We start from the raw sequence: 24,034 nt of genomic DNA, 5'->3' as shown, positions 1-24,034 counted from the left end.
GATCAGTCTTTTTGGTCCGTCAGGATCGATGCAGCGCGATAGGCGGAGCGGCCCGCCGTTTTTGTGTACGCAACCAGCGTTTTCCACTGACGTTCGCGGTCTTGCGGGGAGAGATCGCCACCTTGGTTAAGGAGCACCTGGCTCACTTCGAGCAGGGCGATCGCCGATGTCAGGCAGAAGTGGACGGCGGTGTCCTCGGGGTTGGCTTCGTACCGTGCCCGCTCCGATTGCAGTGCCATGGCCTGGTCTATCTCGCTCATCGACAGCAGCATCGTCGGTCCGTAGAACGGGACTTCGCTGCGGTCCACAGGCGCAGCGCCAAGCACCTTGTCGAGCTCGGCGAGCGCCCGCTCTATCCCGGTCAATTGGTCTTGTCTGCTGGTCATCGCGCACATCGCATCGAGATTTTTGTTACGAATTACAACAGTGATGCTGCTTCGCCTGGCCTAGGGCCCGTGCAGGCGGTCAGGAGGAACGCGTGTAGGCAACCCGGATCAAATCGGAACCCTGGATGGAGCTTGATGACAGCCAATCCAGATACGCCTGCATCCCACAGACTGCGGTCGATGCGCAGTGGCCCTCAGTTGAGGACCGGATCGCTCACGCAGCGGCGTTGTTGTTCGCGCCAGCGCTGGCAACCTCCGCCTTGGCCTCGGCAAGCTTCGCTTCCAGCCGTTTGCGCCGCGCCACCTCTTCCGCGAGCACCTTGCCGACGTCTTCCAGGTCGTCGACGCATTCCTGCACTTTGGTCTCTAGTGCCTCGTTCTTTTCGAGAGCGAGCGCCAGATCGCCAGTAAGCGCCTCGACTGGCACTTCCTGCTGAAGCACGGCGTTGGTCACGGCCAGCTCGTTCACGCCGGCACTCAACTTCTCTTGCGTTTCTTGCGTTTGCGCCAACGCCTTCTCTATGGGCGCAGCCGCACTTGGCGAATGGGGCTTATCGGACACGGTGGTACTCGGTTGAATTTAGAAAGGCAGAACCATACACTCCCGCTGGCTGCGGTCGTGTGACTATTTGACAACAAGCCCCTTGAGCGCGGGGTCCGCCGGCGGCGCAGTGGGATTCATTTGCGCGAGCGTCTTGACCAGCAAGCGCGCGATCATCAAATTGCGGTGCAACTTGCTGTTGGCCGGTACCACGTACCAGGGCGCATGCCGGGTCGATGTCGCTGCCAGCGCGCGGCTGTAGGCGCGCTGGTAAGCGCTCCATTTCTCGCGAACGATGAGATCGTCGGGGCTGAACTTCCATTGCTTGCCCGGTGTGTCGACGCGTGACTGCAAGCGCACGCGCTGTTCATCCTTGCCGATGTGCAGCATGCACTTGACGATGACGGTGCCGTTCTCGGTCAGCAGCCGCTCGAAGTCGTTGATCTGCGCGTAACGCTTTCGGGTGACATCCTTGTCGATCCATGCCTCGACGACCGGCACGAGCACGTCTTCGTAGTGGCTGCGGTTCCATACCGCGAGCTCGCCATTGCGTGGCACGACCGCATGGCAGCGCCACAAAAAGTCACGCGCTTTTTCTTCGTCGGTCGGCGCCTTGAAGGCCGCGACCCGTACGCCGAGTGGCGTGGTGCGTGAGAACACCCAGCGAATCGTGCCGTCCTTGCCGCTCGTGTCGGTGCCTTGAAGCACCAGCAGTACTTTGCGCCGACCCTCGGCATGCAGCAGGTTTTGCAGCACGTCGAGTTGCACTGCAAGTGCATCGAGTTCTTTTTTCTGCGCGTCGTCGCTGCCCTCGAGGAAGGGCGTATCACCAGGGTCGATGTCGGACAGCTTGAAGTTGTCGCCGACTCGGTAGGTCTTGAAGCTCGTCATAAGCGCTTTCTTCTTCTGTGAAAAAACTGACAGCGTAAGGGATGCGCCCGCAGTATCGTCAAGCGGCTTTGTGTTTGCTGTCAGGGAGAAACAATCATGGAATCGAAATTCCGGTATTTGCGTTTGCTGTCGCTTTCGCTCTGCGCATTTGCTTGTGCAGCGTGCCAGTTCCGCGGCGACGTCCGTCCGCTTTCAGCAGACATCGCGGCACCGCCGCGCTTCTATGAGGCCATGCCGGCTTGCCGGGCGGCCGGCGCACGATTCGCGCTCGGCAAGGTCGTCAACGGTCCGCTTCTCGAAGAGATACGCCAACGCGCCGATGCACGCACGGCGCGCACCGTTCTCCGGTCGGACGCGAGCGTATCGCCCTTCGACGAGAGCCGATTGAATGTCGACGTCGAGACGAACGGCCGCATCTTCGGCACCCGCTGCGGCTGACCTTGCAGCCTCGAGCGTCGGCATCAAGTGTCGATGTCGTCCACGCTGGCGCTCCAACGAGCCCCCCATCCGCCAGAGGCATCGTCGAGCTGACGTCGGTCGCGCTTCGTCGGCCGGCCCTGTTCCAGACTGAGCCCTGGCTCCGTCCCCATGCGCCGCAGTTCTCGCGCATTCGTCTGGGCGGCCAAGCTGTCGGCGGTTTCTGCATAGAGCAGTTGCGCGATCGGTGCCGAGCCGCGTTGTGCGCTGATGCCGCGCACCTGGACCACACGGGTCATTGCGCCGAGCCGGATACCGACCGTGTCGCCCGCCTTCACCTCACGCGACGCCTTGGCGATGTCGCCGTTGACCTGCACGCGGTTCTTGCCGATCTCATCGGCGGCAAGCGACCGAGTCTTGAAGAAGCGCGCGGCCCACAGCCACTTGTCGATTCGCAAACGATCCATCGTCATCCTTGTGTGTGCTCCTTGAGCGGCAACCGCACTTTTGCATCGAGGCCGACCACCTGGCCGTCCTGCACGCGATTGTCCAGCGTCAGACTGCCGCCCAGCGCCATCACGATTTCCCGACAGATCGTCAGACCCAGGCCCGATCCGCTGGCCGCGTCGCCGGCGGAAAACGGCTCGAACAGGCGCTGCCGCAGTTCGGCCGAGATACCCGGCCCTGAATCGACGACCGCCAGCACGGCATGGTCGCTTTCCACATGCACCCGCACCGCCAGCAAACCGCCTTCAGGGCTGTGCTTGATGGCGTTGTGCAGCAGATTCCGCGCAAGCTCCTGCAGCATCCACAAGTGCGCATGCACGGGCGCCGGCTTGGCGTCGAGCTCGAACTCCAGCGCCTTGGCGGCGATCAGCGGCGACACGTCGATGGCAACTTGCCGCACCACCTCGTCGAAGGCGAGAGTCGCCGACTCCGGCCGCTGACGCAACTGCTCGACCTTGGCGAGCGACAGCATCTGGTTGGCCAACAACGTGGCGCGCTCGACCGTCTGGTTGATTTCGTCGAGGGCCTGACGCGGGTCGACGTCGCCGCGACGCGCCGATTGCACCTGCACTTTCAGTACCGCGAGCGGCGTGCGCAGTTGATGGGCGCTGTCGCGCACGAATCGCTTCTGATGATCGAGCAAACGCTGCAGCCGGCCCATGACGCGCGTGGTCGCGTCGATCAGCGGTCGCAACTCGCGCGGCGCGTCGGGTGCGTGGACGGGCGACAGATCGTCCGCGGCGCGAGCCTCGATCGCTTCGCCGAGTTCGCGCACCGGGCGCGTCGCGCGCTGCACCACGAGAATCGTTACGCCGGCGATCACACCGAGCAGCAGCAGTTGACGCCACAGCGTGTCGACCAGGATCTTGCGTGCCAATGTCTCGCGCAGCTCCAGTGTTTCAGCCACCTGCACCACCGCCATGCCGCGCCCATGCTCGCTCGCCACCGGCTGCAGCAGCACCGCGACACGCACCGGCTCGTCGCGAAATTGGGCATCGTAGAAGTCGACCAGCGAGGCATAGGCGCTGAGGTCGGGAATGCGACCGCGCCAGAACGGCAGGTCGGCAAAGCCGGACACCAGCTCGCCGTCGATGGCCGACACCCGATAAAAGAGCTTGCTCTTGTTGTCGGCCTCGAAGGCTTCGAGTGCGGAATAGGGCACCTTGGCGCGAAGCACCGAATGCTCGTCGTAGCCCTCGACATCCAGCTGCTCGCCGATGGTCTTGGCCGACGCCAGCAAGGTGCGGTCGTAAGCCGTCGTGGCGGCAGCCAGCGTCTGGCGGTAGAGACTCACCGAGTTGATGACGATGAACAGCGCCACCGGCGCCAGGATGCCGAAGAGCAGCGTCGCTCTTAGCGACAACGATCGCGAAAGCGACGTCGACAAAGACCGCGTCATGCCTCGCGCAGCAGATAGCCAAGCCCGCGCAGCGTCATCAACACCGCGCCCGTGCCGACCAGCTTCTTGCGCAGCCTATACACGACCACCTCGATGGCCTCGTACTGCACCTCTGTTTCTCCGGGAAACACCAGCTCGAACAGACGTTCCTTGGTCACGGCATGACCGGGCTTTTCCATCAGCACCTTCAGCAAGCCGAGTTCGCGCGGCGTGAGTTCGAGCACTTCGGCGCGGTGATAGATGGCGCCGCTCTCCGGTTCGTAGCGCAGTGCGCCAACCTGCTGCGGATTGAGTGGTGAATCGACGCCGGCGCTCTGATGGCGTCGGCGCAGTGCGCGCAGTCGCGCTTCCAGCTCGTCCAGGTCGAAAGGCTTGGGCAGGTAGTCGTCGGCGCCCGCGTTGAGGCCGACGATGCGGTCGCCCACGGTGCCGCGCGCGGTCAGCAGCAGCACGGGAGTGCGCAAGCCGGCGGCACGGGCCTGCGCCAGAACCTGCAGGCCGTCGAGGTTGGGCAAGCTCAAGTCCAGCGCGACCACGTCCGGTTCGAGCGCGCGCCATTGCTCCAGCGCCTGTGCGCCATCGCCGCAGACGCGAACGTCGATCTGCCGGCGCGCAAGGGCGCGCTGCAGCGTGGTCTGCATCGTGGGATCGTCTTCGACGAGCAGCAGTTTCATGCCTCGGGGTTTGGTGTTTTCCCCAATGTGACGGACAGCCAACTGACAGCGGGGCGCCGCATGATAGCGGTGTTCAGCGTTTACTCAGCTTCTGTTCAGGTTCTATTCGGGTTCATTGTCGAAGGAGACATCAACATGCGTCGCGATACCTTTCTGAAATCCCTGGCCGCACTGGCCGCTTCCGGCGCCTTGCCGATGTCGGCCTGGGCAGCTGCCGCCAACGTCAAGATGATGATCCCGGCCAACCCGGGTGGCGGCTGGGACACCACCGGCCGCGCACTGGGCAAGGCGCTGACCGACGCCAAGGTTGCCGACACGGTGACCTACGACAACAAGGGAGGCGCCGCAGGTGCACTGGGCCTCGCGCAGTTCGTCAACGGCTCCAAGGGCGACCCGAACGCGCTGATGGTGATGGGTGCCGTCATGCTGGGCGGCATCATCACCGGCAAGCCACCGGTCAAGCTCGAATCGGCCACGCCCATCGCGCGCATCAGCAGCGAATACAACGTGTTCGTGCTGCCGGCCAATTCGCCGCTCAAGACCATGAAGGACGTGGTCGACCAGCTCAAGAAAGACCCGGGCAGCGTCAAGTGGGGCGGCGGCTCGCGCGGCGCTACCGAGCACATCGCCGCGGCCATGATCGCGCAGAAGGTCGGCGCCGATCCGTCCAAGATCAACTACGTCGCGTTCCGCGGCGGCGGTGAAGCGACCGCGGCCATCCTGGGCGGCAACGTCACGGTCGGTGGAAGCGGCTACAGCGAATTCGCCGAGTACATCAACGCCGGCAAGATGAAGGCGATTGCCGTCACCTCGGCCCAGCGCCTGCCGGGCGTCAACGTGCCGACGCTGAAAGAGCAGGGCATCGATGTCGAGATCGGCAACTGGCGCGGCGTGTACGGCGCTCCAGGCATCACGCCGGACCAGAAGAAGGCGCTGACCGACATGGTGCTGGCCGCGCTCAAGTCCGCCGCTTGGGCCGAGGCCCTCAAGAAGAACGATTGGACGCCGTCAGTACTGTCGGGTGATGCGTTCGCCAAGTTCGTCGACGACGACTTCGCGAGCCTTCGCGCGATCATGGCCAAGTCCGGAATGATCTAGAGGTCGGGCTCGCATCTGGAAGGGGAGCGCTTGCGCCTTTGGCGCTTTGGCGCTCTCGGTTGAAACCTTGAGACGAATATGACAACAACAGAGCCTTCGGCCGTTACCCCCCTTGATGCCGAGCCGCCGCGTGGGCCGGTCGCCGTATGGCCGCAAACCTTGGTCGGTATTGGCGTTTTGTCGACAGGACTGGCGCTCGGGTTCGGCGCCATCAGCATTTCTTCGGAGGCCGGGTACGGCGGGGTCGGGCCTAACTTCTTGCCTTGGTTGGTGTCGATCGTACTCACGATTGGCGGGGGCTGGATCTTGTGGGAGGCACGCCGTGGCGGCTTTCGTGAGCTCGATGCGCCTTCGGGTGCGGAGCACGCTTACTGGGCGGGCTTCGTATGGGTGTCTGCGGGGTTGCTGCTCAACGCGGCGCTCATCACCACGCTGGGGTTCATCGTGAGTTGCACGCTGTGCTACGTGCTGGCAGTACAGGGCTTGCGGCGCGCCAGCGGAGCGGCTTCGAGCTCACCGCGCACCTGGGCGCTGGACGTCGTCACGGGTGCGCTCATCGCCGCGCCGGTGTTCTGGACCTTCACGCAATTCCTGGCGATCAATCTGCCGGGCCTCACTTCGACCGGGTGGCTCTGACATGGAAATCTTCAATGCCCTGATGCACGGGTTCGCGCTTGCGATCACCCCTGTCAACTTGTTGTGGTGCCTGGTCGGCTGTGCGCTCGGCACGGCCGTCGGCGTGCTGCCCGGCATCGGCCCCGCGGTCGCAGTGGCGATGCTGCTGCCCATCACGTCGAAGGTCGACGTCACCGCCTCGATGATCTTTTTCTCGGGCATCTATTACGGCGCCATGTACGGCGGCTCGACCACCTCCATCTTGCTCAACACGCCGGGCGAAACCGCCAGCATGGTGACGGCCATGGAAGGCAACAAGATGGCCAAGAGCGGCAGGGCGGGCGCAGCGCTGGCAACCGCGGCCATTGGCTCTTTCGTGGCGGGCACCATCGCGACTGTGATCGTCACGCTGTTCGCGCCGTTCGTCGCGGAGTTCGCGGTCAAGCTCGGTCCGCCCGAATATTTTCTGCTGATGTTGCTGGCCTTCACCACCGTGAGCGCGGTGCTCGGCAAGAGCACGCTGCGCGGCATGACGGCGCTCTTCATCGGGTTGGCGGCAGGTTGCGTCGGCCTCGATCAGATCTCCGGCCAGGGGCGTTACACCGGCGGTGTGCCCGAGCTTCTCGACGGCATCGAGATCGTGCTGGTGGCGGTCGGCTTGTTCGCCGTGGCCGAGGTTTTGTATGCGGCGCTGTATGAAGGCAAGGTCGTCGAAGCGCAGAACAAATTGAGCCGCGTGCACATGAGCAAGAGCGACTGGAAACGGTCGATTCCGGCGTGGCTGCGCGGCACCGCCATCGGTGCGCCGTTCGGTTGCATCCCGGCAGGCGGCACCGAGATACCAACCTTCCTGAGCTATGCCGTCGAAAAGAAGATGGCCAAAGGCGAGGTCAGGAAGGAGTTCGGGACACGCGGTGCCATCGAAGGCGTGGCTGGCCCGGAAGCCGCTAACAACGCGACCGTGACCACCGCGCTGATTCCGCTGCTTACGCTCGGCATCCCGACCAGCAACACCACCGCGATCCTGCTCGGCGCGTTCCAAAACTACGGCATCCAGCCGGGTCCGCAACTGTTCACCACGTCGGCTGCGCTGGTCTGGGCGCTGATCGCCTCGCTCTACATCGGCAACGTGATGCTGTTGGTGCTTAACCTGCCGATGGTCGGCCTCTGGGTCAAGCTGCTGAAGATTCCCAAGCCGCAGCTTTACGCGGGCATCCTGATTTTCGCGACGGTCGGTGCCTACGGCATGCGCCAGAGCGCGTTCGATTTGTTCCTGCTTTACGGCATCGGCATTCTCGGCGTGGTGATGAGGCGCTTCGACTTCCCCACCGCACCGGTGGTGGTCGGGATGATCCTTGGCCCGCTCGCAGAGGCGCAACTGCGTAACGCGATGTCGATCGGCGAAGGCAGTGCAGCGGTGTTCTTCCAGCGGCCGATGTCGATCGCGCTGATCGTCGTCGTGGTCGCGGTTCTGGTGTTGCCGCGCCTGGCCAAGCGCATGAGCGAGCGCAAGGCGCGGGCGCTGGCCTAACGCCGCACGTACCAAGCCAGCGCCGCGACAACGGCCACGATCGCGACCCAGAGCGACCAGCTCGACAGCACACCGCGGCCAGCGCGGTGCGACTGATAGTTCTCGAGCCGTGCTGGAAGCGTGCGCACGTCCTCGAGCGGCCTGTTCGGAAGCAGCCGGTCGTCGCGGTCGATGGCAATGAGCAACGGCTGCAACAGCACGCGCTCCTTATCACCATCCAGCGACATGTGGTCGGTGTTGCCATTGGCGGTGCGCTGCGCCAGCAACTGACCGGCGGGCGTCAGGCCGATGGTTTCGCCCAGGGCCGAAAGCGCGCCGTGCTCGATGAGCGCATCGAGTCCACGCCGCACCGACGGCCGCTCGGCGACCGGCACGGTCAACTGCAGCCCGGTGCGCGAAGTCTTTGAGGAATGAGCTTCACCGCATCGCTCCATCACTATGCCGATCAGCACGCCCGCGAAAGCTTCGCGCTCCGTCAACATCTTTTGCATCTTGGCAGTCCTCTTATCGATACCCAACTCGAAAAACTAGCGCGGCGTCGCGGTGCCGTCCGATGGCGCGACGATGGTGGCCCGCCCGTCACGCGACGTGGTGGTGTCGGCGTCACTCGGCGGCGTCGAGCCGGCCGGCGCTACCACCGTAGCCCGGCCGTCGGGGGTGGCAGTCGGCGTATCGACCGGGGGCCCGCCATTCGTGCGGTCCAATTGCCGACCGGCCATGCGCACACAGCTGTTGCGCTCGGGCGCGGGCAAGCTGCCGTCGTTGCACACCGCGAGAGCTCGTTGGTAGCGCTCTTGCGCTACGGCGTCGGTCGATTGGGCCCAGGCGCCCGACGCAGCGAGCGCGCCCAGCGCGACGATGGCAGACAGGCCGTTGCGAACATGCTGACGATTCATCTATTGACCCACTTCCAGTCTTCAAAAACTGGACAGTGCAGGACGATCGGAACCAGCCGAGTGCGAAGGCGCTGCATTCGCGAGTAGGCAAAGTGCGCGCGTTTACCTTGGATCGGGCGGGTGCCCGCGCAGACGCCTCGCCGTCCGCTTCAGCCATTGCTCGATGTCGTCGATGTAGGTGAACACGGCAGGCACCACGAGCAAGCTCAACACCGTCGAGGTGATGAGTCCCCCGATCACCGCGATCGCCATCGGCGACCGAAAGCTCGAATCCGCCGCGCCGAAGCCGACTGCGATCGGCAGCATGCCGGCGCCCATCGCGATGGTGGTCATGATGATCGGCCGCGCCCGCTTGTGGCATGCATCGCGCAGCGCGTCCCAGCGGCTCATGCCGGCAACGGCTGGCCGGCCGTCGCTTCCGTCATGACCACGTCGCGCGACGATGGCGTACTCCACCAGCAGGATCGAGTTCTTCGTCGCCACGCCCATCAGCATGATCAACCCGATCAACGAGGGCATCGACAGCGCTTTCTGCCCGATGAGCAAGCCGACGAAGGCGCCACCGAGTGCCAGGGGCAGAGCGCACAAGATCGTCACCGGATGCAGGAAGTCCTTGAACAGCAGCACCAGCACGATGTAGATGCACAGCACGCCCGTCAGCATCGCCAGGCCGAAGCTGGCGAACAACTCGGTCATGACCTCGGCGTCGCCAACTTCGGTCACGCGCACGCCGGGCGGCAGGTTGCGAATCGACGGCAGCTTCATCGTCGCTTCTTTCGCATCGCCCAGCCCCACGCCCGACAGTTCGATCTCGAAGTTGACGTTGCGCGAGCGGTCGTAGCGGTCGATGACGGCAGGGCCGCCTTCCACCGTGAGGTTGGCGACCTGGCCGAGCATCACCGGTCCGCGCGCGCTCGGCACCGACAGCCGCTCCAGAAGCGCCAGGTTCTGTCGGGCCGAGTCTTCCAGCTTGACGACGATGGGCACCTGCCGCTGCGCCAGGTTCAGCTTGGGCAGCGACACGTCGTAGTCGCCCAGCGTGGCCACGCGCAGCGTCTCGCCGATGGCCGCGCTGGTCACGCCGAGGTCGGCGGCGCGAGCGAAATCGGGCCGCACCGAGATTTCGGGTCGGATCAAGCTCGCGGTCGATGTGATGTTGCCGAGGCCCGGAATGGTGCGCAGGTCGCGCTCGACTGCCCGCGCTGCAGTCGTCAGTGCGGCCGGGTCGTCGCCGCTCAACGCCAGGATGTACTTCTCGCCCGAGCCGCCGAGCCCGACCGTGCTGCGCACACCGGGCAGCGTTTCGAGCGCGTTGCGAATCTGGTTCTCGATGACCTGCTTGCGCGGCCGGTCGCCGCGTTCGTCGAGCTTGATCGTCAGCGTCGCCTTGCGCGTTTCGGGTGTTCCGAAGCTGGCGAACGGGTCGCCGCCCGCGCTGCCGCCGCCGATGGTGGTGTAGACACTCTTCACGTGCTCGATCGCCATCACGCGGCGTCGCGTTTCTTCGGCCATCACGGTGGTCGTTGCCAGCGTGGCGCCAGGCGCGAGCGAGATGTAGACCTGCGTCTGCGAGTTGTCGTCCGGCGGAATGAAGCCGGTCTTGAGCAGCGGAATCATCGCGATCGAGCCGAAGAAGAAGAGCGTTGCCAGCGCCATCGTCTTGAAGCGGTTCTTCATGCACCACTCGGCGGTGCGCATGTAGATCGTGAGCCAGCGAGCTTCTTTTTCGGCCGTCACGATCGGCTTGAGCAGGTAGGCCGCCATCATGGGTGTCAGTACGCGTGCGACGACCAACGATGCGAAGACGGCGAGCGCTGCGGTCCAGCCGAACTGCTTGAAGAACTTGCCTGCGACACCGCTCATGAAAGCGGTCGGCAAAAACACCGCGATGAGCGTGAAGGTGGTGGCGATCACGGCCAGCCCGATCTCGTCGGCCGCCTCCATCGCCGCGTCGTACGGGCTCTTGCCCATGCGCAAATGCCGCACGATGTTCTCGACCTCGACGATGGCATCGTCGACCAGGATGCCGATCACCAGCGACAGCGCCAACAAAGAAATCACGTTGACCGAAAAGCCCAGCAGGTGCATGCCGATGAACGCCGGGATCACCGACATCGGCAATGCCACTGCCGACACCAGCGTGGCGCGCCAGTCGCGCAGAAAGAGCCACACCACGATCACGGCCAGGATGGCCCCTTCGTACAGCAGGTGCAGCGAGCCTTCGTATTCATCCTTGACCGGCTCGACGAAGTTGAAGGCTTCGTTGAGCTGGATGTCGGGGTGTTGGGTGCGCAGTTCGGTCAACGCCTTCTGAACCGCGGCGCCGACCTCCACTTCGCTGGCGCCACGGCTGCGCGCCACCTCGAAGCCGACCACCGGCTTGCCGTCGAGCAGCGCGGCAGCGCGCGGCTCGGCGATACCGTCGATCACGCGCGCGACCTGGTCGAGCCGGATGCGGCGACCGTCGGACAGCGCGATCTGCAGGCTGCCCAGCTCGCTCGCACTCTGCACCGTGGCCAATGTGCGGACCGGTTGCTCGCTGCCGCCCAGGTCGGTACGGCCACCGGCGCTTTCTGTCTGCACCTGGCGCAACTGGCGCGAGATGTCGGCTGCGCTGGCGCCGAGCGCCTGCAGCTTGGCAGGATCGAGGTCGACGTTGACCTGCCGCGTCACGCCGCCCACGCGGTTGACCGCACCGACACCCGGCAAAGCCAGCAACTTCTTCGTCACGTCGTTGTCGACGAACCAGCTCAATGCTTCGGGGTCGAGCTTGCTCGATGCGATCGTGAAGGCCAGCACCGGTTGCCCGGCCAGGTCGAGCTTGGTGACGACCGGATCGCGCACGTCGGCGGGCAGGTCGGCACGCACGCGCTGCACCGCCGAGCGCACATCGTCGACGGCTTCCTGCACCGGTTTTTCGAGGCGGAACTCGATGATGAGCGTGGCCGCGCCGTCTTGCACCTTGGTCGTGATGTGCTTCAGGCCGGTGATCGTCGCGATGGCGTTTTCCAGCTTGCGCGCGACGTCGGTTTCAAGCTGCGACGGCGATGCGCCCGGCAACGCTGCCGACACGGTGACCGTCGGCAGATCGATGTCGGGAAAGTTCTGCACCTTCATCGCGTTGAAGGACAACAGGCCGCCAAAGGTGAGCAGCACGAACAGCATCACCGCGGGAATCGGATTGCGGATGGACCAGGCGGAAACGTTCATGGCCAGCGTTCCTTACCTGGCCGCAGACGGCGTGACGGGGGTCGTGGCATCCACCACCCGAACCAGATCGCCGTCGTTCAAGAAGCCCGCGCCTTGCACCACAACCCTGGCATCGGCCGGCAGTGCGGTCGTGACCTCCACTCGATCACCGACGCGGCGACCGGTTTCGATCTTGAGCTGCGACACCCGATTGTCCGGTTGCAGCAGCAGCAAATAGTTGAAGCCGTCGCGCGGCACGATGGACGCTTGCGGCACGGTCGTCGCGCTGCTGCGCCCCAGCAGGAAATCGCCGCGCGCGAACATCCCCGCCTTGATGCCTGTGTTGTGCAGCACGTTGGGAATGTCGACGTACACGAGCGCGTTGCGCGTTTGCGGATCGACCGTCGGCGCCACCGCGCGCACCTTGCCCGGCACCTGTGCGCCACTCGCGCTGATGACTGTGACCGGCGTGCCGACCGCGATGCGGCCCAGCTCGGCGGAAGTGACTTCGGCGCGCCACTCGAGCCGCCCCTGGCGGATCATCTTGAAGAGCTCGGCGCCGGCCGACACCACGCCGCCGACCGTCGCCGTACGCGCCGAAATCACGCCGTCGTCGGGCGCCAGCACCTGCGTGTTGCCCTTGCGAACCTGTTGCACCGCGAGCGCTGCTTCAGCCGCTTCGACCTTGGCCTTGGCGGTCTCGGCGGTGGTGCGGTACTGGTTGATCTGCTGCTGGCTGAGCGCGCCGGTTTGCTCCAGCGTGCGGGCGCGCGCAGCGTTGCCGGCAGCGTCGGCGGCGGTGGCGCGCGCTTCGGCCAATGCTGCACGGGATTGCGCCACGTCGGCATTGACTGTTTCCGGAGAGAAGGTCGCGAGTACCTGACCCTTCTTGACGATGTCGCCCACGTTCACTCGCACTTCCGCAAGCCGCAATCCGTTCGACTCCGAGCCGACGCTGGCCTCCTGCCATGCGGCGACGCTGCCGTTGGCGGCCAGCGTCATCGTGAGTTCGCTCGATTCGGGCTTCGCTACGGTCACGCTGAGCGATGGCTTCGGCGCCGCTGCTTTGCTCTTTGCGTCCGTGCCGGTTTTGCCCCGCATCAACATGAACGCGGCACCGCCGACGACCACGAGTGCCAACACGATGAGGGTGATAAGGGTCGAGCGTTTCATTGTTTTTCTCATGACGACGCCGCCATGGCATTGGAGGATGGAGCCGGAGCCGATGCGGCGCTGGGTGCGGTGGTCGAGGCGCGCGTCCAGCCACCGCCCAGCGAGCGATAGAGCGACACCCAGGCTTCGGTGCGCTCGCGCTGCAGAGAAACGCGTGCTGTCTGCGCAGTGAACAGCGTGCGGCGCGCGTCTTCGAGTTCGAACAGGCTGGCCAGGCCGCTGTCATAACGCGCCTGCGTGGCGTTGAAAGAGACCTGGTAGTTCTGCACCGCGCTGTCTGCGTCGCTGGTGCGCGCGCTGGTCGCGTCGAGGTTGACCAGTGCTTCTTCGACCTCGCGCACGGCCGTCCGCACGTTGGCGCGGTATTGCGAGACCGCCTCGGCATACCGCGCACGCGTGGCATCGGCATTGGCCACGCGTGCGCCGCCGTCCAGCAGTGGAACGGTGAGCGTGGCAGGGCCCAAGGTCCAGGTGTTCAAGGCTTCGCTGAAGCCCGACGTGGCGTAGCGCACGCGGCCGATCGAGCCCGACAGCGTGAGTTTGGGATAACGCTCGGCCTCGGCCGAACCGACATCCGCACTTGCCGCTGCGACGGCCAGCTCCGACGCATACACGTCGGGCCGCTGTGCCAATGCCTCGGCTGGCACGCTCAAGACCGGCTGGATCGCGGGCAGCGCGAGTCGTACCGGCGCTGCGGCCAGACGCGGCTCGAGCGCGCGCTCGTCGATGCCGCTAAGCGCTACCAGCGCCTTGCGTTGCACGGCGCACGTCGCACGTTGCTGCGTGAGCCGCGCCGAGCTGTCGGACGCGCTGGCGCGGGCCAGTGCCGCATCGGCCGGCGCAGTGAAGCCTGCGCGCGCCGACAGGTCGGTGAGCCGCGCCGTCTCGCTGCGCGAGCGCGCGTCGTTTTCAGCGACGGTCAACTGCAGCCGGCAGCTGCGCTCTGCGAAGTACGCGTTGGCCGTCTCGGCTGCGACCGATACGCGCGCGTCGTGCCATTTGGCCGTCGCGCTTTCGTCGCGCTGCACCGCGGCGTCACGGTCGGCACGCAGGCGGCCGAACAGGTCGACCTCCCAACGCGACTGCAGGCTCGCTTGCAGCGTGGTGATTGCGGGGCTCGCACCGGAAGCGCTGGGCGCGGAGCTGGTCGCCGCGCCCGTCGTCCCGGTGGTCGCCGTGCTGCCAGCGGCGCCGGTCGTGCCGACACCGCTGCTGCCGAATGCGCTGTTGCTTCGCGTGCCGGTCAGGCTGCCGTCCAGGCTCGGCAGCAACACGGCACCGGCTGCGATGCGCGTCGACCGCGCCTCTGCCACGCGTGCTGCCGCACTCGCGAGGTTGGGGCTGGCGGCCTCGGCGGCTTCGATCAGCTCGACCAGCAGCGGATCGTCGAGTTGGCGCCACCAGTCGGCGAGGGCGATGGTCGACCCGCCGTGCGGCATGGGCGCATTCCACTGCGCGGGCGTGGGAGCGGCAACTTGCGCAGGCGGGCGCATGAGGCCGCAGCCTGTCAGTGTCAGCAGCAGAGTCAGGGACAGAGCGGGCAGACCCATTGGCAGGCTTGCGGCCGCGCTACCTGGCGTATCGGGTCGAGTGTTCGGTCTCATCGGGCAGGCTGTGGTTTGAGCGCGATGCGCTTGGATGGCGCCCGCTTTTTCAAATGGGAAGGTGCTTGCGCGGGAGGGTGCGCAAGAGATTCGGCACGACGCGCATCCGTGCGTCGCTGCGTCTCGGCGTCGACCATCGCGATGGCGAAAGTGACCAGCCTGTCGGACCATGTGTCGATGTGTTGCGGCGTGTCGAGCAGCGAGGGTGCAAGCGCATCGATGATGTCCTGCATCACGAAGAGCTGCATCGCGAGGCCGCTCACCGCCAGCGCGAGCCGGTGTACGTCGTCGTCTGGCTGCGTGAGCTGCAGATGACGGCCCAGCACGCGTACCAACGCGTCGTGCGGTCCCTTGATGTCGCGGTCGAACTCGGTCGGCCACTGCGTGGTCGGTTCGATCATTTCGCGCAGGTGCAGTCGCATGCACTGCCGCACGGTCTCGCCGTGTTTGAGTGGTTCGACATACGCGGTCATGAAGATGCGCAATGTCTGCTCTATCGATAGGCCCGGCACGTCGATCAGCGCGATCAGGTCGCCCGCATTGCCGCCCATCGGCTCGGTGAAGGTGGCCGCATAGAGGCCAGCCTTGTCGCCGAAGTAGTAGCTGATGGCGGCGATGTTGGCGCCGGCCGCCAGGGCGATCTCGCGGGTCGAGGTCTTGGCGAACCCTTTGGCAGCGAAGAGCGCGAGGGCCGCGTAGAGGATGCGCGCGCGGGCTTCGGCGCCGTCACTGCGCTGGACGCGGGCGGAAAGGGCTTGGTGGGTCGGGGCGCTCATGAACGCCGGGTTTTAACATATAGATCAATCGATTGATTTATCTATGTGCAAAAGGCGCGCTTGCCCGTAGCAGGCTGCTGGCCAGCGCATCCGCCGGAGAAACGATGGTGACATTAGCGGGTGCCATGTCTTGCGCCAGTACCAGCAGGTCTTTGTCGCCGGTCACCAGCCAAGCAGGCTGGGCAGCCAGTGCTGCGTGAAGAAACTTGTCGTCGTCGACATCGCGACATAAGGCCTCTGCGGCGATCTCGGGCTTGACTTTTACCCAGTGCGCCACCGCGTCCAGATCGGCCAGCAAGGCGTGGCGCTGGTCCATCGAAATGTAGCGATCGAACTTCGGTCGCCACAGGCGGTCTTTGAGTTCGTCGAAAGTTGCTTCTGAAAACACCGGCTGACAGTGGCGGATGACCTTGCGAGTGATTTGAGCAGGGGCGCCCGCCAAACTGGTCAGGCCACTGATCCAGACATTGGTGTCGATGACAACGCGAATGCCCGGCGTTCGCACGCCGGTTAGCTCTTGTCGGCCAGCAGTTTCGCCAGCGTTTCTGGCGTCAGCCCCGCGCGCTCCGCCGCTACGGCGGCTTCGTCCATTGTGCGCAGCAGGCGGTCGGCATAAAACGCTCGCATGGCCTCGAAATCCTGCACGCTGACCATCACGCCCACCATGCGGTCATGTTTGAGCACACCCACAGGCGCACGCTGCGCGCGATCGAGGAATTCCCCGAATCGGGTCTTGGCTTCGTTGGCGGTAAAGGTTTGCATAGGGCGCTCTCAGCGTGACGTCGAATAGGACAATTTAGTTGAATCGTTCGATTGGTCAAATCATTCGATGTTCTGCTTTTGATGCCCGCATGAACTTCAGGCGTAGCGCAGCCACTGTCTCGCTACGATCCCGCAATGCCCGCCCCTCCAGCCCCTGCCGCTTCAGCCACCCCACCCACGCTCCCCCTAGACGCCAACGCCATCCTCGCCCTGGCAGCGCGGTCGATGTTCCACCTCTTCTCCAGCATCAGCCAGGGCATGTTCCTGGTCGACCGGAGCGGGCGCATCGTTTGGGTGAACGAGGGCTACAAGCGCTTTCTGCCGGCGCTCGGCTTCGCGTCGGTCGACCAGTTTCTGGGGCAGATGGTCGAAGACGTCATCCCCAACACGCAGATGCGGCAGGTGTTGGAAACCGGGCAACCGATCCTCATCGACCTGCTGACCAACAAGGCGGGCACTTTCGTCGTCAGCCGCATACCGCTGCACGAGGAGCGCGAGGGCGATGCGGGTTATGTCCTGGGCGATGTGATCGGCGCGATCGGCATCGTGCTGTTCGACCAGCCGGAGACGACGCTGCAGCCGCTCATCAGCAAGTTCGCCTTGCTGCAGCGCGACCTCGACGACGCGCGACGCGAGCTGGCGACGCAGCGCAACCATCCGCTGTGGAAGCAGGCCGGTACCGATGGCCAGCGCCGCGCCAAGCACACGTTCGCGAGCTTCATCGGCAGCAGTCCGGCAGCCGTCGACATCAAGCGGCATGCGCGGCGCGCCGCCCAGTCATCGAGCCCGGTGCTGTTGCTCGGCGAGACGGGTACGGGCAAGGAACTGCTGGCGCACGCCATCCATGCGGCGTCGGCGCGTGCGCAAGGGCCGTTCGTCAGCCTCAACATCGCGGCCGTGCCCGACACGCTGCTCGAAGCGGAGTTCTTCGGCTTTGCCCCGGGCGCGTTCACTGGCGCTGACCGCAAGGGGCGCGAGGGCAAGTTCAAGTTGGCCGACGGCGGCACGCTGTTCCTCGACGAGATCGGCGACATGCCGCTCGGCTTGCAGGCCAAGCTGCTGCGCGCGCTGCAAGAAGGCGAGATCGAACCGCTGGGTTCCAACAAGCTGATCGCGTTCGATGCGCGGGTGATCGCCGCCACCTCGCGCGACCTGGCTGCGCTGGTGCGAGAGGGGCGTTTTCGCGAAGACCTTTACTACCGGCTCAACGTCTTGCCGTTGCGCGTGCCGCCGTTGCGCGACAGGCGCGGAGACATCCCGGCGCTGGTCGAAGCACTGGGCGACGACATGGCGCAGCGAAGTGGCGAGGCGCCTCCGGAATTGCTGCCCGATGCGCTGGCGCTGCTGGCCGCGCAGCACTGGCGCGGCAACATCCGCGAGCTGCGCAACGTGCTGGAACAGGTCGCGATGCGCAGCGATTCGACGCGCATCGACGCGGCCGAGATCAAGCGCGTGCTGGCCGAAACGGGTGTTGAAAAGATAGCGACGCCTGAGGTGCCATTGCAGGCTGACGACGATGTCGACGGCACGCGCTTGTTGCGGCCGCTGTCGGAACAGATCGCCGAACTCGAGCAGCGCGCGATCGCGGCAGCGATGGCGAGCACCGGTGGCAACAAGCTGGCAGCGTCACGGTTGCTCGGCATCTCGCGCGCCACGCTGTACGACCGCATGCCGGGTGCCACCGAAGACCGCTGATTGCCCCACAGGCCGAACAGGCACTGCGGGAAGGAAGCTGCTGGAAAACCCTGACCACAGATCAGGCAGTTGTATGAAATACAGGCAAAACGGCTGTCTGTGCATCGCACGAAAGTCGCACTTTGCAAATGAACGCCCCGTGTAAACATGCGTTTCCTAGCTGGCATGAACTGTGCAATATTCAGTCATCATTCCACGGAGACAAAAGATGAATCGTCGCAACACCGTCGCGCTCGCGGCCGCCTTTGGCGCCATCGGCACGCTCGCCATGCTGGGTCACACCCCGGCCTTCGCGCAATCCGGCAAGGACATCCGCATTGCCCACATCTACAGCAACACCGGTCCGCTCGAAGCCTATGGCAAGCAGACCGCGATCGGCTTCAACCTGGGCCTCGAATACGCGACCGGCGGCACGATGATGGTCAACGGCCGCAAGCTGGTCGTGATGGAAAAAGACGACCAGGGCAAGCCCGACGTCGCCAAGTCTTTGCTCGCCACGGCATACAGCGACGACAAGGCCGACCTCGCCGTCGGCACCTCGTCGTCGGGCGCTGCGCTGGCGATGCTGCCTGTCGCAGAGGAATACAAAAAGATCCTGGTTGTCGAGCCCGCTGTGGCCGATTCGATCACCGGCGACAAGTGGAACAAGTACATCTTCCGCACTGCGCGCAACAGCTCGCAAGACGCCATCAGCAACGCGGTCGCGCAAGACAAGGAAGGCACGTCGATCGTGCTGATGGCGCAAGACAACGCGTTCGGGCGCGATGGCCAGACCGCCTTCAAGGAAGCCATCAAGAAGGCCAAGATCGTGGGCGAGGAATACCTGCCACCAGCGACCACCGACTTCACCGCAGCTGCGCAACGCGTGCTTGAAAAATTCAAGGGCGTGTCGGGCCGCAAGGTGGTCTACATCGTGTGGGCCGGCGCGGCCAATTCGTTCAAGGTGTCGGACTTGGGCTTGAAGAGCGCCGGCATCGAGATCGCGGGCGGCGGCAACATCCTGCCGGCGCTGGTCAACTACAAGCCGTTCCCGGGCATGGAAGGCTCGATCTACTACTACTTCGGCATCCCGAAGAACGCGACCAACGAATGGCTGGTCGCCAACCACTACAAGAAGTACAAGGCGCCGCCTGACTTCTTCACAGCCGGCGGCTTCGCGGCGGCCACGGCCATCGTCACCGCGCTGAAGAAGACGGGCGGCGACACCGGCACCAACAAGCTCATCAGCACCATGGAAGGCATGAGCTTCGAGACGCCCAAGGGCACGATGACTTTCCGCAAGGAAGACCATCAGGCGATGCAGTCGATGTACCAGTTCAAGATCAAGGTCGACCCGGCGTTTGCCTGGGGCGTGCCGGAGCTGGTGCACGAGATCAAGCCTGAAGAGATGAACATCCCCATCAAGAACAAGCGCTGAGTCGGCTCTTGCTCGAAACGAAAAATCTGACCATCCGCTTCGGCGGTCACGTGGCTGTCAACGCTGTGTCCTGCGCCTTTGCGCCGGGTACGTTGACTGCCATCGTCGGCCCCAACGGTGCGGGCAAGACGACCTACTTCAACCTGATCTCCGGGCAGCTCAAAGCGAGCGCCGGCACGGTCTCGCTCGATGGCCGAGCGCTCTCCGGCCTGTCGCCTTCGGAGCGCACGCGTGCCGGCCTTGGCAGGGCGTTTCAGTTGACCAATCTGTTTCCCCATCTGAGCGTGCTCGAAAACGTCCGGCTCGCGGTGCAGGCTGCTCGCGAAGGCGCGCATCGGCGCGGCTTCAACCTGTGGAGCATCTGGAGCGATCACAAAGATCTGACCGATCGCGCCGACCAGATCCTGGCCGACGTGGCGCTCAAGTGCAAGGAGCATGCGGCGGTGTCCAGCCTGCCGCACGGCGACCAGCGCAAGCTCGAAGTCGCGTTGCTGATGGCACTCGAACCCAAGGTCTTCATGTTCGACGAACCCACTGCCGGCATGAACGCGGCCGAAGCGCCGGTCATCCTGGATTTGATCCGCAAGCTCAAGCAGGACAAGCGCAAGACGATCCTGCTGGTCGAGCACAAGATGGACGTGGTGCGCGAGCTGGCCGACCGCATCATCGTGCTGCACAACGGCACGCTGGTGGCGGATGGAGAGCCGGCTGAAGTGATCGCATCGCCGATCGTGCAGGAGGCGTACCTTGGTGTTGCTGCAAGTTCGGCCGCCGTGAAAGAGGCCGCATGACCAATCTGCTCGAACTGAAGGGCGTGCACACGCATATCGGCGCGTACCACATCCTCCACGGCGTCGACCTCGTGGTGCCGCGCGGCCAGCTCACGATGCTGCTCGGCCGCAATGGGGCGGGCAAGACGACGACGCTGCGAACCATCATGGGACTGTGGCAGGCCTCGCAAGGTACGGTGCGCTTTGGCGCGGGGCAGGGCGATGGTCAAGACATCACGCACCTGTCGACACCTCAAATCGCCGAGCTCGGCATCGCCTACGTTCCTGAAACGATGGGCATCTTCTCGGACCTGACGGTGAAAGAAAACATGGTGCTCGCGGCACGCAGCGCAAAGCGCGCATCGGACATCGACACGGTCCGGCTCGAATGGATCTTCAAGCTGTTCCCAGCGGTCGAGAAGTTCTGGAATCACCCCGCCGGCAAGCTGTCGGGCGGCCAAAAGCAGATGCTCGCGGTGTCGCGCGCCATCGTCGAGCCGCGTGAACTGCTCATCGTCGACGAGCCGAGCAAGGGGCTTGCGCCGGCCATCGTCAACAACATGATCGACGCCTTTGCACAGCTCAAGGCGAGCGGCGTGACGGTGCTGCTGGTCGAGCAGAACATCCACTTCGCGCAGCGCCTGGGCGACAGCGTGGCGGTGATGGACGACGGCCGTGTGGTGCACGCCGGATCAATGGCCGAGTTCTCTGCAGACACTGCTTTGCAGCAGTCGCTGCTGGGATTGGCGCTGTGAAGTTCAATCTCGACTTCGACTGGAAGCCGTTGCTGCTCGTGCCAGTGCTGGCGCTCCTCGCCTTGCCGCTGGTCGGTACTGCATCGACCTGGCTCACGCTCACCATCGCTGGCCTGGCGATGGGGATGATCATCTTCATCATCGCGTCGGGGCTCACGCTGGTGTTCGGACTGATGGACGTGCTCAACTTCGGTCACGGCGTGTTCATCGCGCTCGGTGCCTATGTCGCAACGACGGTACTCGGCGGCATGCAGGACTGGACCAGTGTCGACTCGCTCGGCCGCAATCTCGTCGCGCTGCTGCCGGCGCTGCTGCTCGCGATGCTCGCGGCCGGCGCGCTGGGCGTGGTGTTCGAGCGCTTCATCGTGCGGCCGGTGTACGGCCAGCACCTGAAGCAGATCCTCATCACCATGGGCGGCATGATCATCGGCGAAGAGCTGATCAAGGTGGTGTGGGGGCCGCAGCAGATTCCGCTGCTGCCACCCGCGGCGTTGCAGGGCACGGTGTTCTGGCTCGGCGCTTCGATCGAAAAATACCGGCTGCTGGCGGTTGCGATCGGTCTGGTCGTTTTCCTCGCGCTGGCGTGGACGCTGTCGCGCACGAAGATCGGCCTCTTGATCCGCGCCGGCGTGCAAGACCGCGAGATGGTCGAATCGCTGGGCTACCGGATCCGGCGCCTCTTCATTGGCGTGTTCGTGGTCGGCAGCGCGCTGGCTGGACTGGGCGGCGTGATGTGGGGCATGTTCCAGCAGAGCGTGGTGCCGCAGATCGGCGCGCAGGTCAACGTGCTCATCTTCATCGTGATCATCATCGGCGGGCTGGGCTCGACCGGTGGTGCGCTCATCGGTGCGTTGATGGTCGGGCTGATGGCCAACTACAGCGGATTTCTGGCGCCGAAGGTGGCGCTGTTCTCCAACATCCTGCTGATGGTCGGCGTGTTGCTGTGGCGGCCGCAGGGCGTCTATCCGGTGGCGAATCGATGAGGCCGGCAATGTTGAAACGCCTTCTCTCCAACGACATGCCACGCAGTCGCGTGCTGGCGGTGCTGCTGGTTGCGCTGTTGCTCGGCCTGGCCTTCGCGCCCTTCATCTTCCCCGGTGTCAAGGCGCTGAGCGTGGCGGCCAAGGTGCTGGTGTTCATCGTGCTGGTGGCGAGCTTCGATCTGCTGCTGGGCTACACCGGCATCGTTAGCTTCGCGCACACGATGTTCTTCGGCATCGGGGCGTATGGCATCTCGATCGCGGCGACGCGGCTCGGTGCCAACTGGGGCGCAGTAGCGGTCGGGCTCGGCGCTTCGCTCGCGGTGTCGCTGGTGCTCGCACTGGCCGTCGGCTTGTTCTCGCTGCGCGTCCGGGCGATCTTCTTCGCCATGATCACGCTCGCGGTGGCCTCGGCGTTTCAGACGCTGGCCTCGCAGTTGTCGGACTTCACAGGTGGTGAAGACGGCCTCACCTTCAAGCTGCCCGAGTTGATTTCGCCGAGCTTCGAGTTCGCCGACGAGCCGTTCATGGGCGTCTCGCTCGACGGCCGCTTGCTCTGCTACTACCTGCTGTTCGTCGTCGCCGTCGTGCTGGTGCTGGCGTTGCTGCGCATCGTCAACTCACCCTTCGGCCGTGTGCTGCAAGCGATCCGCGAGAACGAATTTCGGGCCGAAGCCATCGGCTATCGCGTGGTGCTCTATCGCACTGCTGCTGCCGTGCTGTCGGCCCTGTTCGCGACGCTCGCGGGCGCGATGCTGGCGATCTGGCTGCGCTACAACGGACCAGATACTTCGCTCAGTTTCGAGATCATGGTCGACGTGCTTTTGATCGTCGTCATCGGCGGTATGGGCAGCATCTACGGGGCGGTGATCGGTGCGGCGTTGTTCGTCGTGGCACAGAGCTATCTGCAGGACTTGCTCAAGCTCGGCAGCGATGCGGCGAGCGGCTTGCCGTGGTTGTCCGCGTTGCTGTCGCCTGACCGCTGGCTGCTGTGGCTGGGCGTGCTGTTCGTGTTGTCGGTGTATTACTTTCCGACCGGCATCGTCGGCCGTCTGCGCGCCAGGGCCTTGCGATGACCGTGCCGTCTTCTTGCTACATCAATATTCTGGACCGCGAAATCCACTGGATGGATTGGGGTTCGCAAGACGCGCCGGTCGTGGTCGCATGGCATGGTCTTGCGCGCACCGGCCGCGACATGGACGAGCTCGCGACGCACTTCGCTGGCAAGGGTTTCAGGGTGGTGTGTCCCGACACCATCGGCCGTGGCCTGAGCCAGTGGAGCCCGGTGCCGGACGACGAGTACCAGCTGTCTTTCTATGCGCAACTTGCCGAGGCGTTCTGCAATGCGCTGAAGCTCGATCGCATCCACTGGGTCGGTACCTCGATGGGCGGCGCCATCGGCACCGTGTGCGCATCCGGCCTGACCGTGCCGCGCATGAAGCAGCGCATTGCCAGCCTGACGCTGAACGACAACGCCCCACGGCTTGCGCAGTCGGCCATCGACCGCATTCGCTCCTATGCCGGCGACCCGCCAGCCTTCGACACCGTCGCCGAACTCGAAGCGTTTTTTCGCACCGTCTACAAACTCTATGGATGGCTCAGCGATGCGCAGTGGCTGCGCCTGACCGAGACTTCGACGCGCCGCCTGCCCGACGGCCGAGTGACGCCGCACTACGACCCGTCGATGGTGCGGCAGTTCACAGCGCATGAGAACGACTACCTCATCTGGCCGCATTGGGACGCCATCGAGGCGCCGGTGCTGCTGCTGCGCGGTGTCGATTCCGACTTGGTGCGGCCGGAGGTCATAGACGAAATGCGCGGTCGTGGGCCGGGCGCCGCCGGGCGATTGCAAGTGATCGAGGTGCCCGGTTGCGGCCATGCGCCGGCGCTGAATGTGGATTCGCATCTGGCGCCGATCGAGGCTTTCGTGCGCTCGGCAGGAATCTGAGCACGCGGTC

General features: G+C 64.7%; 25 protein-coding genes. 11 read left to right on the top strand and 14 right to left on the bottom strand.

What is annotated here, in order from left to right; genetic code table 11:
- Window positions 1-2 precede the first annotated feature (2 nt).
- The 3 genes from H7F36_RS19585 to H7F36_RS19575 all read right to left on the bottom strand — a co-directional run bounded on the left by H7F36_RS19585 (window position 3) and on the right by H7F36_RS19575 (window position 1,818).
- Window positions 3-386 (bottom strand): hypothetical protein, encoded by a 384-nt coding sequence (locus tag H7F36_RS19585; protein ID WP_187052343.1) that lies wholly within the window; start codon window positions 384-386, stop codon window positions 3-5.
- A 214-nt stretch (window positions 387-600) separates the two neighbouring features.
- Window positions 601-948: a hypothetical protein gene (locus H7F36_RS19580; protein WP_187052342.1), complete on the bottom strand. Its 348-nt coding sequence runs from the start codon at window positions 946-948 to the stop codon at window positions 601-603.
- A 63-nt stretch (window positions 949-1,011) separates the two neighbouring features.
- Entirely contained in the window at window positions 1,012-1,818 is an 807-nt protein-coding gene (locus H7F36_RS19575; protein ID WP_187052341.1) for a PPK2 family polyphosphate kinase, read from the bottom strand.
- Between the two features lie 96 nt (window positions 1,819-1,914).
- On the opposite strand from H7F36_RS19575, the gene H7F36_RS19570 reads away from it, so the two are divergent.
- Window positions 1,915-2,256, top strand: a complete 342-nt coding sequence (locus tag H7F36_RS19570) for a hypothetical protein (protein WP_187052340.1) — start codon at window positions 1,915-1,917, stop codon at window positions 2,254-2,256.
- Window positions 2,257-2,279: 23 nt separating this feature from the next.
- On the opposite strand, the gene H7F36_RS19565 is transcribed toward H7F36_RS19570, so the two are convergent.
- The 3 genes from H7F36_RS19565 to H7F36_RS19555 are packed head-to-tail and all read right to left on the bottom strand — an operon-like array spanning window position 2,280 to window position 4,815.
- Window positions 2,280-2,702, bottom strand: coding sequence for an RNA-binding S4 domain-containing protein (locus H7F36_RS19565; protein WP_187052339.1), 423 nt, complete (start codon window positions 2,700-2,702; stop codon window positions 2,280-2,282).
- A gap of 2 nt (window positions 2,703-2,704) precedes the next feature.
- The gene (locus H7F36_RS19560; protein WP_187052338.1) at window positions 2,705-4,141 is read right to left on the bottom strand and encodes a sensor histidine kinase; all 1,437 of its coding nucleotides are present in this window, start codon (window positions 4,139-4,141) and stop codon (window positions 2,705-2,707) included.
- Window positions 4,138-4,815, bottom strand: a complete 678-nt coding sequence (locus H7F36_RS19555; RefSeq protein WP_187052337.1) for a response regulator transcription factor — start codon at window positions 4,813-4,815, stop codon at window positions 4,138-4,140. The genes H7F36_RS19560 and H7F36_RS19555 overlap by 4 nt, the downstream gene beginning before the upstream one ends.
- Window positions 4,816-4,950: 135 nt before the next feature.
- Between H7F36_RS19555 and H7F36_RS19550 the strand changes: the two genes are divergently transcribed.
- The 3 genes from H7F36_RS19550 to H7F36_RS19540 all read left to right on the top strand — a co-directional run bounded on the left by H7F36_RS19550 (window position 4,951) and on the right by H7F36_RS19540 (window position 8,059).
- The gene (locus H7F36_RS19550) at window positions 4,951-5,913 is read left to right on the top strand and encodes a Bug family tripartite tricarboxylate transporter substrate binding protein (RefSeq protein WP_187052336.1); all 963 of its coding nucleotides are present in this window, start codon (window positions 4,951-4,953) and stop codon (window positions 5,911-5,913) included.
- A gap of 78 nt (window positions 5,914-5,991) precedes the next feature.
- Entirely contained in the window at window positions 5,992-6,549 is a 558-nt protein-coding gene (locus H7F36_RS19545; RefSeq protein WP_187052335.1) for a tripartite tricarboxylate transporter TctB family protein, read from the top strand.
- 1 nt (window position 6,550) lies between these two features.
- A complete protein-coding gene (locus H7F36_RS19540) occupies window positions 6,551-8,059 on the top strand; it encodes a tripartite tricarboxylate transporter permease (protein ID WP_187052334.1) in 1,509 nt (502 codons plus the stop codon).
- Here H7F36_RS19540 and H7F36_RS19535 read toward each other — a convergent pair.
- The 8 genes from H7F36_RS19535 to H7F36_RS19500 form a co-directional block, all read right to left on the bottom strand.
- Window positions 8,056-8,550 carry a hypothetical protein gene (locus H7F36_RS19535; protein WP_187052333.1) on the bottom strand — a complete coding sequence of 165 codons (495 nt, stop codon included), beginning with the start codon at window positions 8,548-8,550 and terminating at the stop codon, window positions 8,056-8,058. The genes H7F36_RS19540 and H7F36_RS19535 overlap by 4 nt on opposite strands.
- A gap of 36 nt (window positions 8,551-8,586) precedes the next feature.
- Window positions 8,587-8,955 (bottom strand): hypothetical protein, encoded by a 369-nt coding sequence (locus H7F36_RS19530; RefSeq protein ID WP_187052332.1) that lies wholly within the window; start codon window positions 8,953-8,955, stop codon window positions 8,587-8,589.
- Window positions 8,956-9,057: 102 nt separating this feature from the next.
- Window positions 9,058-12,165, bottom strand: a complete 3,108-nt coding sequence (locus H7F36_RS19525) for an efflux RND transporter permease subunit (RefSeq protein WP_187052331.1) — start codon at window positions 12,163-12,165, stop codon at window positions 9,058-9,060.
- Between the two features lie 12 nt (window positions 12,166-12,177).
- Window positions 12,178-13,317 carry an efflux RND transporter periplasmic adaptor subunit gene (locus H7F36_RS19520; protein ID WP_261802408.1) on the bottom strand — a complete coding sequence of 380 codons (1,140 nt, stop codon included), beginning with the start codon at window positions 13,315-13,317 and terminating at the stop codon, window positions 12,178-12,180.
- A gap of 8 nt (window positions 13,318-13,325) precedes the next feature.
- A complete protein-coding gene (locus tag H7F36_RS19515) occupies window positions 13,326-14,810 on the bottom strand; it encodes an efflux transporter outer membrane subunit (RefSeq protein WP_261802407.1) in 1,485 nt (494 codons plus the stop codon).
- A gap of 107 nt (window positions 14,811-14,917) precedes the next feature.
- Window positions 14,918-15,697, bottom strand: a complete 780-nt coding sequence (locus H7F36_RS19510; protein WP_187052329.1) for a CerR family C-terminal domain-containing protein — start codon at window positions 15,695-15,697, stop codon at window positions 14,918-14,920.
- Between the two features lie 37 nt (window positions 15,698-15,734).
- On the bottom strand, window positions 15,735-16,202 hold the full coding sequence (locus H7F36_RS19505; RefSeq protein ID WP_187052328.1) for a putative toxin-antitoxin system toxin component, PIN family: 468 nt from the start codon (window positions 16,200-16,202) through the stop codon (window positions 15,735-15,737).
- A 5-nt stretch (window positions 16,203-16,207) separates the two neighbouring features.
- Window positions 16,208-16,459, bottom strand: coding sequence for a type II toxin-antitoxin system Phd/YefM family antitoxin (locus tag H7F36_RS19500; protein ID WP_187052327.1), 252 nt, complete (start codon window positions 16,457-16,459; stop codon window positions 16,208-16,210).
- A 135-nt stretch (window positions 16,460-16,594) separates the two neighbouring features.
- Between H7F36_RS19500 and H7F36_RS19495 the strand changes: the two genes are divergently transcribed.
- The 7 genes from H7F36_RS19495 (at window position 16,595) to H7F36_RS19465 (ending at window position 24,024) form a co-directional block, all read left to right on the top strand.
- Entirely contained in the window at window positions 16,595-18,154 is a 1,560-nt protein-coding gene (locus H7F36_RS19495; protein WP_187052326.1) for a sigma-54 interaction domain-containing protein, read from the top strand.
- A 208-nt stretch (window positions 18,155-18,362) separates the two neighbouring features.
- A complete protein-coding gene (locus tag H7F36_RS19490; RefSeq protein ID WP_187052325.1) occupies window positions 18,363-19,571 on the top strand; it encodes a substrate-binding domain-containing protein in 1,209 nt (402 codons plus the stop codon).
- Between the two features lie 8 nt (window positions 19,572-19,579).
- Window positions 19,580-20,362 carry an ABC transporter ATP-binding protein gene (locus H7F36_RS19485; protein ID WP_187052324.1) on the top strand — a complete coding sequence of 261 codons (783 nt, stop codon included), beginning with the start codon at window positions 19,580-19,582 and terminating at the stop codon, window positions 20,360-20,362.
- On the top strand, window positions 20,359-21,096 hold the full coding sequence (locus H7F36_RS19480) for an ABC transporter ATP-binding protein (protein ID WP_187052323.1): 738 nt from the start codon (window positions 20,359-20,361) through the stop codon (window positions 21,094-21,096). Before H7F36_RS19485 ends, H7F36_RS19480 begins: the two co-directional genes overlap by 4 nt.
- Window positions 21,093-22,079 (top strand): branched-chain amino acid ABC transporter permease, encoded by a 987-nt coding sequence (locus H7F36_RS19475; RefSeq protein ID WP_187052322.1) that lies wholly within the window; start codon window positions 21,093-21,095, stop codon window positions 22,077-22,079. The genes H7F36_RS19480 and H7F36_RS19475 overlap by 4 nt, the downstream gene beginning before the upstream one ends.
- An 8-nt stretch (window positions 22,080-22,087) precedes the next feature.
- A complete protein-coding gene (locus H7F36_RS19470; RefSeq protein ID WP_187052321.1) occupies window positions 22,088-23,152 on the top strand; it encodes a branched-chain amino acid ABC transporter permease in 1,065 nt (354 codons plus the stop codon).
- Window positions 23,149-24,024 (top strand): alpha/beta fold hydrolase, encoded by an 876-nt coding sequence (locus H7F36_RS19465; RefSeq protein ID WP_261802406.1) that lies wholly within the window; start codon window positions 23,149-23,151, stop codon window positions 24,022-24,024. Before H7F36_RS19470 ends, H7F36_RS19465 begins: the two co-directional genes overlap by 4 nt.
- Window positions 24,025-24,034: the final 10 nt, after the last annotated feature.

Source organism: Variovorax sp. PAMC28562, from assembly GCF_014303735.1.
Lineage (GTDB): Bacteria > Pseudomonadota > Gammaproteobacteria > Burkholderiales > Burkholderiaceae_C > Variovorax.
The sequence above is the reverse complement of the archived record's forward strand: the minus strand, read 5'-3'. Positions and strand labels throughout refer to the sequence as shown.